The following is a 12,414-nucleotide window of genomic DNA, read 5'->3' as shown; positions in this document are numbered from 1 at the left end:
CGTCCGGTGCGGCGGTGGGTTCCGCTGTGGCTTCGGAGGCTGCGTCGGCCGGTGCCCCGGGCTCGGGTTCCGTTGCTCCGGCTCCGAGTGTGCCGGTAGCCGCGGTCGAGCCCGGCCTTCCGTCCGGCGCCGCTCTCCCGGCGGGTGCCGCGCCGCAGGGGTCGGGTACGCCTGCTGCCCCGGTTGCCCCGGCCGCGGGCGATGCCTGCCGCTCTGCCTCCGGCGCCGACGCGTCGGCGGGGGACACCCCTGACCAGGCCGCGGAGGCAGCGGGAGACGCCCCCGGCTCGGCTTCGCGGGGGCCGCGCGGCTGGGTGGTCGGGGTTCCCGTGCGGGTGGCCGTGGTGGCGGGCGGGGCCGCCCTGCCGCCCGGGCGCCCCGCCGGGGATACCGCCCCCCTGTCCCCGGCCCGGCTCCGCGGCGCGGCCGGTCAGGATCCCGACGCGGCGTCCCCGGGCCTGGACATCCCGCACCCCGCGGACGACGAGGCCGCGCGCCGCCGCGGCATCGTCGCCCAGGCCGTGGCCCGCGGCATGCCCGAGGACCCCGCGGACGACACGCCGGACCCGCCGCGCACCGGACCCGCCCGCGGGATCTCGGTCACCGACGTCCCGGTGCACCTGCCGTTCCTCGGCGAGCCCCGCCCCGCCCCGGACACCACCGGGCCGGCCGCGGGCCCGAGGCGCACGGAGCCGGCCCCGGCCCCCCGCCCGACGCCGCGCCCCGCGCCCGGTCGCCGGGTCCCGCGCGGGGACGACCGGCTGCACGAGCACCACGGCCCGGTCCTGCCCGGCTGGGTCGGCGTCGGGGTCGGCGCGCTCGCCCTGGCCGGCTGCCTGGCCGTGCTGTGGCGGGCCGGGGTCGTCCCCGCCGCGTTCGTGGCCGCGTTCGGTGCGACGCCCCGCGCCTACCACGGGCTGCGCGCCACCCACTGGCCCCCGCTCGCCTTCCTCGGGATCGTGGCGCTCCTCGCCCTCGGCGGGCTGGGCCGCGGCAAGGCCGGCCACGCCTGGGTGCTCACCCTCTTCGGCCGCTACCGCGGCACGGTCCGCCGTACCGGCCTCACCTGGGTCAGCCCCCTCCTCCTGCGCCGCCGTGTCGACGTACGCCTGCGGCACTGGCGCAGCGACCCCATGCCGGCCGTGGACGCCGGCGGTCTCGCCCTCCAGGTCGTCGTCCAGGTCGTCTGGCAGGTCAAGGACACCGCCCGGGCCACGCTGGCCGTCGCGGACCACACCGAGTACCTCGCCGAGCAGGTCGAGTCGGCGATGGCCCGGGTGCTGTCGCAGCTGCCCGCGGACGCCTTCCACGAGGACGCCCCGACGCTGCGCGACGCCGAGGCGGTGGGCGACGCGCTGACCCGGATGCTGGCCTGCGAGACGGAGGCGGTGGGCATCGAGGTGTACTCCGCCCAGCCGACCCGCATCGAGTACGCACCCGAGGTCGCCGAGGCCATGCGGCGCCGGCGCGTCGCGGCGATCGACGCCAAGCACCGCGACACGGTGCTGACCTCGATCGTGGACGCCGTCGACGACACCGTCCACCGCCTGACCTCGCGCGGCCTGGTCGAGCTCGACGACTACGAGCGCAAGGCTCTGGTCAAGGACCTCACGGTCGCCTTCTACACCGGCCGCCCGGAGTAAGGCCCGGACGGGGAGGGACAGCAGACAGCAGACAGCAGACAGCAGCAGCCGGCTCCAGGCCCCGCCGCACCGGCGACCGCGCTCCCGCGGCCCGGCGGCGGGGCCCCGGCATGCAAGGGGCACGGGCGGGCGCCGACGCGGACCGGACCAACGTTCCCGCATTGGTCTGGACATGTCCAACTCCCGTCAATAGTCTGGGACTTGGTCTAGACCTGAAAGTCGCCTCGATACGACTGCAGGGCGCCCCCATCGCCCGCGGTCATCCCCACGCGTGCGCACGCTCTCGCCGTACTCCCCCCACGCCCAAGGAGCATCAGCATCATGCGTCCCTTCTGCATGCCCTTCCGCATGCCCAGCCGCATGCCCGGACGAGCCGGTGCGGCCCTGGTCGGGCTCGGCTGTCTCGCCGGACTCGCGTTCGCCACCGCCCCCACCGCCAGCAGCCACGGCTACACCGACACCCCCATCAGCCGCCAGAAGCTCTGCGCCAACAGGACGGTCGCCGACTGCGGCCCGATCCAGTGGGAGCCGCAGAGCGTCGAGGGCCTCAAGGGCTTCCCGGCCGCCGGCCCGGCCGACGGCCGGATATGCGCCGGCGGCCACAGCGAGTTCGCCCAGCTCGACGACCCGCGCGGCGGGGCCTGGCCCGCGACCAGGGTGACCAGCGGGCAGAGCTACGGCTTCCGCTGGCAGTTCACCGCCAACCACTCCACCACCGACTTCAAGTACTACGTCACCAAGAACGGCTGGGACCCCACCAAGCCCCTCACCCGCGCCGCCCTCGAATCGCAGCCCTTCCTGACGGTCGCCTACAACGGCGCCCGGCCCGCCATGACCACCGTCCACCAGGGCACGATGCCGAGCGGCAAGACCGGCCGGCACATGATCCTGGCCGTCTGGACGATCAACGACACCCAGAACGCCTTCTACGCCTGCTCCGACGTGGAGTTCTGACGGTTCCCGCCAGTTCCCGCCGGTTCCCGCCCATTCAGTTCTGACGGTACGTCAGTTACCCTCCGGCGGCATGCGGACGACGACGACACCCGTACCCGGGGCCGTGGCGGAGCTCATCGCCCGCCAGTGGGGCGACCACCGTCCCGGACTGAAATACGGCGCCGGCTCCGCTGGCGGAGCCGTAGTCCTCAGCCGTCACCGCACCGCCCAGGAGAGCGCCGCGCGCGCCGCGCTGCTCGTGGACCTCCTGCCGCCGGGGGCCGAACCGCACATCGGGGTGCTGCTCGACAACACCCCGGAGTTCCCGTTCTGGCTCGGCGCGGCGGCCCTCGCCGGGGCCGCCGTCGCCGGGATCAACCCCACCCGCCGCGGCCCCGAGCTGGCCCGGGACATCCTGCACACCGACTGCCGGATCCTGGTCACGGAGCCCGCCCACCTGCCGCTCCTGCGCGGCCTCGACCTGCCCGGCGTCCGGATCCTGGTGACCGGCACCGAGGAGTACGCCGACCTCCTCGCCCCGTACGCCGCCGCCGCGCCCGGGGAGGCCGTGGTCGCGCGCCCGGGCCCCGGCCCCGGCTCCCGCTTCCTCCTCTACTTCACCTCCGGCTCCACCGGAGCCCCCAAGGCCGCCGTCTGCACGCAGGGCCGGCTGGCCGCCGCGGGCGCCTCGCTGGCCCGCGGCTTCGGTGTCACCCCGGACGACGTCCACTACGTCTGCATGCCGCTCTTCCACGGCAACGCCGTGATCGCCGACTGGCTGCCCGCCCTCGTCGGCGGCGCCCCGGTGGCCCTGCGCCGCCGCTTCTCCGCCTCCGCCTTCCTGGGCGACGTCCGCGCCTACGGGGCGACCTACTTCACGTACGTCGGCCGGGCCGTGCAGTACCTGCTGGCCACCGACCCCCGCCCCGACGACCGCGACCACACCCTGCGCCTCGGCTTCGGCACCGAGGCCGGGGCGGTGGACGCGGCGCGCTTCGCCGAGCGCTTCGGGGTCCGGCTGGTGGAGGGGTACGGGGCCACCGAGGGCGGCGCCTCCGTCCAGAGGAGCCCGGACACCCCGCCCGGCGCCCTCGGCCGGGCGGCGCCCGGCGACGACCTGGCCGTGGTCGACCCGGAGACCGGCGCCGAATGCCCGCCCGCCGCGTTCGACGACCGCGGCCGCCTGTGCAACGGCTCCGCCGCGATCGGCGAGCTCGTCAACCGCGGCCGCAGCCTGTTCGAGGGCTACTGGCGAAACCCCGGGGCCGAGGCGGACCGCACCCGCGGCGGCTGGTACTGGACCGGCGACCTCTTCTACCGCGATGCCGAGGGGTTCTTGTACTTCGCGGGCCGTACGGACGACCGGCTGCGGGTCGACAGCGAGAACCTGGCCGCAGCGGTGATCGAGAACATCCTGGCCCGCTGGTCCCCGGCGGCCGCGGTCGCCGTGTACGCGGTGCCGGACGAGGCCGCCGGCGACCAGGTCATGGCGGCGATCGCCCTGCGCGAGGGGGAGGAGTTCCGCCCGGAGGCGTTCGCCGCGTTCCTGGCGGCCCAGCCGGACCTGGGGACGAAGATGGCCCCCCGCTACGTCCGGATCGTCCGGGCCATGCCGACCACGGCGACGAACAAGATCCACCGCGTCGCCCTGCGCCGCGCGGCCTTCCTGCCCCGGCCCCGGTCGGCGGACGCCCCCGGCCCGGACCCCGTCTGGTGGCGGCCCCCGGGCGCCCCGGGCCGGCCGGGCGCGGCGGGCGACGCCCGGGGCACACCGGCCACCGGCGGCTACCGCCTGCTGGACCCGGATTCCCTGACCGCACTGCTCGCCTCGTACGCCGCGCACGGGCGCGCGGGGCTGCTGGAGGGCTGAGCCGGGGATCTGGTTTGGAGCACCCCTCGGGACCAGGTAGTATTTTCTCTGTCAGCAGGCGCCGCTAGCTCAGTTGGTTAGAGCAGCTGACTCTTAATCAGCGGGTCCGGGGTTCGAGTCCCTGGCGGCGCACCTGTCCTTCGGGCGGTTTCCGGTTCACCGGAAACCGCCCGAAGTGTTTTCTCCCGCGTTTTTTTCGTCCCGCGTTTTTCGTTTCTCCCCGGTGTTTCCTCGCGCCCGGGTCCGGGCAGTGTCTGCGGAGCCGGAGCCCAGGCCTTCCGGCCCGAATCCTCCTTGGCGCGGCTTCCCCCGTGAGCCGCGTCACAGAGCGAGCGAGAGCAGCAGTGGCGCCGCCTTCCGGTTCAGGGTGTCCGCGGCGGCCCGCAGCCGGTGCGCGTGCTCGACCGGCATCGACAGCGCGAGGCAGCCCACCGCGGCTCCGGCGGTGATCGGCACCGCGGCGCAGACCGTGCCGACCGCGTACTCCTGGAGGTCCAGGACCGGGACGGTGGCCGGCTGGCTGTCGAGCTTGGAGAACAGGATCCGCTCGTTCACGATCGTCTTCGACGTCAGCCGGGCGATCTTGTGCCGGGACAGGTGGTCCCGGCGCCCGTTCTGGTCGAGCTGGGTGAGCAGGCACTTGCCTACGGCGCTGGCGTGCGCGGCGGATCGGAAGTCGACCCACTCGTGCACCTTCGGGGTGCGCGGGCTGTCCGCGAACTGCGTGATCTTCACCTCGCCGTCCACGTACCGGCTGATGTAGACCGCCGCGCCCACCGAGTCCCGCAGCCTGTCCAGGGTGTCCTGGAGCTTGTGCTGCAGGGCCTGCTGTTTGTCTATGCCCGAGCCGAGCAGGACGAGTGAGTCCCCTATGGCGTAGGCGCCGTCGGAGACCTGGAGCACGTACCCCTCGCGGCGCAGCATGAGCAGCATGGGGGCGAGGTGGACCGCGGGCAGGCCGGTCTCACGCGCGATCTGTACGTCGGTCACACCGCCGGTGTGGCGGGCGATCGTTTCGAGTACGCGCAGGGCGTACTGCACCGAGTGGAACGGCGCGGTCGGCTCGGGCTTCAGCGCCACGGTTTCCCCCTAGCAGGTTGTTACCGCTTGCCCTACCACGATAGCCATCAAGAGGCCCACGTGGAGCGCCTGTTGATGAGATTGATGGCTCAATCATGTCCCCCTGCCAGGGCCTAATCCATTGGCATATGCCAAGGTCATGAGCGCGCTCTCGAATGGGTGGGAATGCCCGCCGGAAGCCCATGGTTCGAGTTCTTCGTACGAATGTGGATGCGAGACGGGAGCGACGATGAGTGACACCGGAGCAGTCGGCGGAGCCGGCGTCGGAGGCGCGGCCGGGGCGGCGGACCGGGCGGCCGGAGGCGCCGACCGCGCGGCCGGAACGCCCGACCGGGCCGCCGGGAGCGCCGACGCGATCCGGGGCGCCGCCCGCGGCCGGGCGCCGGTGCCGCTCTCGGTGCTGGACCTCGTCACGGTCGGAGCCGGCAGCACCGCGACCGAGGCCCTGCGCACCTCCGTGGCGATCTCGCGGCTCGCCGAGGCCCGCGGCTACCACCGCCACTGGGCCGCCGAGCACCACTCCATGCCCGGTGTGGCCAGCTCCTCCCCGGCCGTGATCCTCGCCCACCTCGCCGCCCACACCTCCCGCATCCGGCTCGGCTCGGGCGGGGTCATGCTGCCCAACCACGCACCGCTCGCCGTGGCCGAGCAGTTCGGCACCCTCGAGGCGCTCGCCCCGGGCCGCATCGACCTCGGCCTCGGCCGCGCCCCGGGCACCGACGGCCGCACCGCCGCCGCGCTGCGCGGGCCGGGCCGGCTCGACGAGGCGGCCGACGAATTCCCCCGCCGCCTCGCGGAGCTGATCCGCTTCCTCGACGACGACTTCCCCGACGCCCACCCCTACGCCCGCGTGCACGCCGTGCCCGGCCCGGTGCAGGGGCCGACGGGGCGCCCGCCGCTGTGGCTGCTCGGCTCCTCCGGGTTCAGCGCCCGCCTCGCCGGCGAGCTCGGCCTGCCCTTCGCGTACGCCCACCACTTCTCGGCGGCCGGCACCCTGCCCGCGCTCGACCTCTACCGCCAGAGCTTCCGCCCCTCGGCCGTGCTGGACGCCCCGTACACCCTGATCGGGGTCTCGACGCTGGCCGCCGACACCGACGGGGCCGCCCGCGCCCAGGTGCTGACGGGGGCGCTGTCGATGCTGCGGCTGCGCAGCGGCCGGCCCGGGCTGATCCCGAGCCCCGAGGAGGCCGCCGCGTACGACTACTCGCCGTTGGAGCGGGAGTTCGTCGACAGCTGGCTCGCCAACGTCGTGCACGGTACGCCCGACGAGGTCACCGCCGGGCTCGACGCCCTCGCCAAGCGCACGGGGGCCGACGAGCTGATGCTGACCTCCAGCGCGCACAGCGGCGCGGCCCGGCTGCGTTCGTACGAGCTCGTCGCAGATGCGTACGGGATGGTGGCCGAAGGGACGCGAGCTGACTGATGGCGTACGAACGGGATACGGCTGGTTCGTTGCCGAAACCTTGCGGCAGCGTGTCCTAAGGCACCCTTAAACCGCTCGTCACCCGGGGTGGCGGGCGGTTTTTCGCGCCATCGCACGCCTCTGACGAGGGGATTTGGCGGTCGAATGGTCTAGTCCTTCTTTGGTCCAAACCATTGACGGGGTCCGTCGGTGATCGCTATCACTTCTCCCACCCGAACCTCTTGCCTTCCCCTCCCACTTCCCGGAGGCAGTTCATGCACATCCGCAACCCCCTCATCGCGGCCGCCGCCACGGCCGCGCTGGCAGCCGGAGCGCTGGCCGGCTTCGCGGGTCTCGGCACCGCCCAGGCAGCCGGCGCCGATGCCGCGGCCGGCGGCAGCGGCAACGTCCGCATCGCGTACTACGACCAGTGGAGCGTGTACGGGAACGCCTTCTACCCCAAGCACCTCGACACCCGCGGCATAGCGGGCAAGCTCGACGTCATCAACTACTCGTTCGGCAACATCCACCCCACCGACCTGACCTGTTTCGAGGCGAACAAGGCGGCGGGCGACGACAACAACCCCAACGCCGGTGACGGCGCGGGCGATTCCTACGCCGACTACCAGAAGTCCTTCGGCGCTGCGGACAGCGTCAGCGGCGTCGCCGACAAGTGGGACCAGCCGATCGTCGGCGTCTTCAACCAGTTCAAGCAGCTCAAGGCCAAGTACCCCCACCTGAAGATCAACATCTCGATCGGCGGGTGGACGTACTCCAAGTACTTCAGCGACGCGGCCAAGACCGATGCGAGCCGCAAGAAGCTGGTCTCCTCCTGCATCGACCAGTACATCAAGGGCAACCTGCCCAAGGCCGACGGCTTCGGCGGCCCCGGCAGCGCGGCCGGCGTCTTCGACGGCATCGACATCGACTGGGAGTACCCGGGCTCGCCCGGCGGCCACCTCGGCAACCACTACGCCCCCGAGGACAAGCAGAACTTCACCCTGCTGCTGGCCGAGTTCCGCAAGCAGCTCGACGCGTACGGCGCCGCCAACGGCGGGAAGAAGTACCTGCTGACCGCGGCCCTCCCGGCCGGCCAGGACAAGATCAAGTACATTGAGACGGACAAGATCGGCGCGTACCTCGACTACGCGAACATCATGACGTACGACATGCACGGCGCCTGGGACGGCGACGGGCCGACCTACCACCAGTCGCCGCTGCTGGACTCGCCCGCCGACCCGACGGACCCGATCGCTCCGGGCACCCAGAAGTACGGCATCAAGAACGCCGTCGACTCCTGGCTCGACGGCAACCCGGCCTACGGCATCGCCGGCGGCTTCCCCGCGGGCAAGCTGACCCTGGGCTACGAGTTCTACTACCGCGGCTGGAAGGGCGTCCCCGCCGGGACGACCCACGGCCTCGCGCAGAGCGCGACCGGCCCCTCCGGCGCCCGCCCGACCTCCCAGCAGGCCGGCATCGCCAACTACAAGGAGCTCGGCGGGATCGTCGACAACCCGGCGACGACCTTCTGGGACGACCAGGCCAAGGCCTCGTACTTCTACAAGGACGGCGAGTTCTTCACCGGCCTGAACCAGAAGTCCGTCCAGGCCCGCGTCGACTACGGCAAGAGCCGCGGCCTCGCGGGGGCGATGATGTACTCCCTGCTCGGCCTGGACGACCACACCACACTGCTGAACCAGATCTCGGACGCCCTCGGCGGCACCACGCAGCCCCCGACCACTCCGCCCACCACTCCGCCGACCACTCCGCCCACCACTCCGCCGACGACCCCGCCGACCACTCCGCCCCCCTCGGCCTGCACGGCCCCGGCCTACGTCGCGGGAACCGTCTACACCGGCGGCAGCGAGGTCTCCCACAAGGGCCGCAAGTGGAAGGCCCAGTGGTGGACGCAGAACGAGGAACCGGGCACCACGGGCGAATGGGGCGTCTGGAAGGACCTCGGCGCCTGCTGATCCCCCCACCCCGCGCCGAGCGGCACCCCGCCCCGCACCCCGCATCCCGGGTGCGGGGCGGCGGTGCGCCGCCGGGCGGGCGCGGGGGTCAGCCGGAGTCGCGGGCGCCGGGGCGGGTGCCGATCATCTCGGCGATCCGGTCCGGGGCGACGGCCCGGGAGTACAGCCAGCCCTGCCCGGTGTCGCAGCCGACGCGCCGCAGCCGGGCCGCCTGCCCGGCGGTCTCCACGCACTCCGCGGTGACCGTCAGGCCCAGCCGGTGCGCGAGCTGTACGAGGGCCTCGACGATGGTCTCGTCGGCCGGGTTGGGGTGGGTGCCCTCGTCGTAGCGGAAGCCGCGGACGAAGGAGCCGTCCAGCTTCAGCACGCTCACCGGGAGCCGGCTCAGATAGGCCAGGTTCGAGTATCCGGTGCCGAAGTCGTCGATGGCGATGCGCACGCCCATGTCGCTCAGAGCCTGCAGGGCCTGCAGCGGCCGCCCCGCGGAGCCCATCACCGCGGACTCGGTGAGCTCCAGTTGCAGCAGCTGCGGCGCCAGCCCGGTCTCGGCGAGGATCTCCGCGACGTCGCCGACCAGGTCCGAGTCCCACACCTGGCGGACCGCGACGTTCACCGACACGAAGACCGGCGAGTCGCTGGGGTGCTCGATCTGCCAGCGCCGGGCCTGCCGGCAGGCCGTCCGCAGCACCCAGCGGCCCAACTGGACGATGGAGCCGTCCTCTTCGGCGATCCCGATGAACCGATTCGGCGTCAGACTGCCGAACTGGGGGTGGCTCCAGCGCACCAGCGCCTCCACCCCGCGCACCGCCCCGCTCTCCAGGTCCACCAGCGGCTGGTACTCCAGCTCGAACTCCCCGCGCTCCACGGCCGGGCGGAGCGTGGAGCTGAGGGCCTGCCGGGTCATCCGGTGGGCGTTGCGCTCCGGGTCGAACAGGGTCCAGCGGGCCTTTCCGTCGGCCTTCGCCCAGTACAGCGTCGTGTCGGCGGCCTGCATCAGCCCGGTGGCCGACGTGCCGTCCGTGGCCCGCTCCACCACGCCGATCGACGCGGACACCGACAGCCGCTGCCCGGCCAGGTCGAACGGCTCCTGTACGGCGGCCAGGACGCTGCGGGCGAGGTCCGCGAGCTGCTCGGTGCCGGTGGAGTCCTCCACGAGGAGGGCGAACTCGTCGCCGCCGAGCCGCGCCACCAAGTGGCCGCCGGTGCGCCCGTACCCGGACTGGTCGGCGCACTGCGTCAGCCGGGCCGCGACCGCGGTCAGCAGCCGGTCGCCGACGCGGTGGCCGAGGGTGTCGTTGACGGCCTTGAAGCCGTCCAGGTCCAGGTAGCACAGGCCGATCCGGCCGGTGCCGCCGTGCTCGTACGAGGAGGCCTCCAGGGCGGCGGAGAGCCGTTCGAAGAACAGGGCGCGGTTGGGCAGCCGGGTGACCGGGTCGTGCATCTGGAGGTGCCGCAGCCGGGCCTGGAGGTCGCGGCGGTCGCTGATGTCGGCGACGGACAGCAGCACGTCCCGGGTCCCGGGCACCGGCCCGAGGGTGACCTCGGTCCACAGCGAGTGCCCGTCGGGGTGTTTGAGGCGGCGGGTGCAGCGCAGCCGGGCCTGCCGGCCGCGCAGCACCTCCTGGTAGGCCTGCCAGGTACGGGCCTCCGCGCCGAGGTCGACGAGGTCGGCGGCGCTCTGCTCGACGAGGGTGTGCGGCTCGGTGCCGAGGAGGGTGGCGAGGGCCGCGTTGGCGGCGACGACGTAGCCGCCGCGGTCGACGACGGCCATGGCGAGGTGGGCGGCGTTGAAGGCGGCCCGGTAGTCGCGCAGTTCGGACTCGGTGCGGGCGGGTGAGGGCGGGATGACAGGCACTGCTTGGTGACGCTCCGTAATGGCCGATCGGATGCTGTCGGCCGCCGAACCGGTTTCGTCCGTGGTTCCGCTCACCGTTGGCTCCCGCAGTGCTCGTGTGTGTCCGTGCAGGAAAGTGTGCCGATCATAGAGGCAGCCGGACGGCCCTATCCAGCGGCGTCGCCGTGTGGGGGGCGGCACTTCGGTGTGCTGACGGCTGCTCGGCGGCCGGTCGGGCGACCGATTCCGCACGGCTGTGAGCGTCTGTGCACGCCTGCTGATCTCCCGTGATCGGTCGTGACGTTCCGTAGGCAAGGGGGTGAACCGCCGGGGTCACCGGCTTGCCGTACCCCTCACTCGGGTGGGGCACCGGAACAGGGCATCAGTACGACAATCCGGTCAGGGTGGGACGAGATGGTACTAACCCACCGCCGGAGGTCGATGTGCCGCGACAGCAGACACCCGGGGGAGTGGACCGCTTCCACCTGCGCAGCACGGCGGCCGCGCTCACCTCCCTGACGGCGCTCGCCGCCACGTCGCTCGTCGCGGGACCCGCGTCCGCCGATCCGGGGGCCGGGCCCTGCGCCCTGACCCGCACCTCGGCGCACCACTCCCTGGGCCTGGACACCTGGAACCGCGCCTACCCCAGACCCCGCCGGACCCTGAACGCGGTCATGGTCTTCCTCTCCTTCCCCGACCACCGCCCGGGCCTCGCGACCGGGGAGCTGGCGGGCGACTACTTCCCCGCCACCAGCGACTTCTTCGAGCGGGCCTCCTACGGCAGGTTCCACCTGGCCCCGCACCCGCAGCCGCACTGGATCACGATGCCCAAGCCGTCCACCGCGTACGGGATACAGCGGGACTGGCCCGCCGGGGACCGGGCCGCCTACCTGCGCGACGCGGTCACCGCGGCCGACCGGGAGGTGGACTTCGCGCAGTACGACGTCGTGTACTTCGTCGCCGACCCCGACGCGCCCGGGGTGGACTCGGACGCCACCAAGGTCGTCAACTTCGACCGGCCGATCCAGGCCGACGGGGCGGAGCTGCGGCGGATCGTCACCGTCTTCGAGCGCCACCCTCCGGACCGCAACGTCCTGGCGCACGAGACCGGCCACGTCTTCGACCTGCCCGACCTCTACCACCGGCCCACGGACGGCAAGGGCGACTGGGACACGTACGTCGGCGACTGGGACGTCATGGGCAGCCAGTTCGGGATGGCCCCGGACCCGTTCGGCTGGAACAAGTGGAAGCTGGGCTGGCTGGACTCGAGCCAGGTGGACTGCGTCCAGTCCGGCTCCTCCCTCCACACCCTCCAGCCGCTCGGCCGCTCCCCGGAGCCGGGCGCCACGGGCGGAACCCGGCTCGCGGTGATCCGCACGGGACCCGGCAGCGCCATCGCCGTCGAGGCGCGCGGCTCCGCCGGCAACGACGGGGACACCTGCACCGAGGGCGTCCTGGTCTACCGGGTGCGCAACGAGCCGGCGTCGGGCGGCGGGCCGATCGAGGTGCTCGACGGGCACCCGGACTCCGAGGCCTGCTGGGACCGGTCGGTGTACCCGCCGCTGGCGGACGCGCCGCTGGAGGTGGGGGAGTCGTTCACGGTGCCGGGCGAGCGGATCAGGATCGAGGTGGCGGACCGGACCCCGTCGGGCGCGTACACGGTCAAGATCACGACCTGA

At 73.2% G+C, this 12,414-nt stretch carries 8 protein-coding genes and 1 tRNA gene; 7 read left to right on the top strand and 2 right to left on the bottom strand.

The window, feature by feature from the left end:
• Nucleotides 1-329: 329 nt before the first annotated feature.
• The 4 genes from ABZ924_RS12495 (at nucleotide 330) to ABZ924_RS12480 (ending at nucleotide 4,578) form a co-directional block, all read left to right on the top strand.
• Nucleotides 330-1,643, top strand: a complete 1,314-nt coding sequence (locus ABZ924_RS12495) for an SPFH domain-containing protein (RefSeq protein ID WP_361907402.1) — start codon at nucleotides 330-332, stop codon at nucleotides 1,641-1,643.
• 360 nt (nucleotides 1,644-2,003) lie between these two features.
• The gene (locus ABZ924_RS12490) at nucleotides 2,004-2,597 is read left to right on the top strand and encodes a lytic polysaccharide monooxygenase (RefSeq protein ID WP_361907496.1); all 594 of its coding nucleotides are present in this window, start codon (nucleotides 2,004-2,006) and stop codon (nucleotides 2,595-2,597) included.
• A gap of 70 nt (nucleotides 2,598-2,667) precedes the next feature.
• The gene (locus tag ABZ924_RS12485; protein ID WP_361907400.1) at nucleotides 2,668-4,446 is read left to right on the top strand and encodes an AMP-binding protein; all 1,779 of its coding nucleotides are present in this window, start codon (nucleotides 2,668-2,670) and stop codon (nucleotides 4,444-4,446) included.
• 58 nt (nucleotides 4,447-4,504) lie between these two features.
• A tRNA-Lys gene (locus ABZ924_RS12480) sits at nucleotides 4,505-4,578 on the top strand.
• 189 nt (nucleotides 4,579-4,767) lie between these two features.
• Here ABZ924_RS12480 and ABZ924_RS12475 read toward each other — a convergent pair.
• Nucleotides 4,768-5,526, bottom strand: coding sequence for an IclR family transcriptional regulator C-terminal domain-containing protein (locus tag ABZ924_RS12475; RefSeq protein ID WP_361907398.1), 759 nt, complete (start codon nucleotides 5,524-5,526; stop codon nucleotides 4,768-4,770).
• 229 nt (nucleotides 5,527-5,755) lie between these two features.
• Here ABZ924_RS12475 and ABZ924_RS12470 point away from each other — a divergent pair, with 229 nt between their 5' ends.
• Together ABZ924_RS12470 and ABZ924_RS12465 are read left to right on the top strand one after the other, a co-directional pair.
• Entirely contained in the window at nucleotides 5,756-6,949 is a 1,194-nt protein-coding gene (locus ABZ924_RS12470; protein ID WP_361907396.1) for an LLM class flavin-dependent oxidoreductase, read from the top strand.
• A 254-nt stretch (nucleotides 6,950-7,203) separates the two neighbouring features.
• Nucleotides 7,204-8,901, top strand: a complete 1,698-nt coding sequence (locus ABZ924_RS12465) for a glycosyl hydrolase family 18 protein (RefSeq protein ID WP_361907394.1) — start codon at nucleotides 7,204-7,206, stop codon at nucleotides 8,899-8,901.
• 88 nt (nucleotides 8,902-8,989) lie between these two features.
• Here ABZ924_RS12465 and ABZ924_RS12460 read toward each other — a convergent pair whose 3' ends face one another.
• Nucleotides 8,990-10,756 carry an EAL domain-containing protein gene (locus ABZ924_RS12460; RefSeq protein ID WP_361907392.1) on the bottom strand — a complete coding sequence of 589 codons (1,767 nt, stop codon included), beginning with the start codon at nucleotides 10,754-10,756 and terminating at the stop codon, nucleotides 8,990-8,992.
• 422 nt (nucleotides 10,757-11,178) lie between these two features.
• On the opposite strand from ABZ924_RS12460, the gene ABZ924_RS12455 reads away from it, so the two are divergent.
• Nucleotides 11,179-12,414: a M6 family metalloprotease domain-containing protein gene (locus ABZ924_RS12455; protein WP_361907390.1), complete on the top strand. Its 1,236-nt coding sequence runs from the start codon at nucleotides 11,179-11,181 to the stop codon at nucleotides 12,412-12,414.

The organism is Streptomyces sp. NPDC046876 (assembly GCF_040645035.1).
Lineage (GTDB): Bacteria > Actinomycetota > Actinomycetes > Streptomycetales > Streptomycetaceae > Streptomyces.
This window is presented reverse-complemented; position numbering and strand designations above follow the sequence as displayed.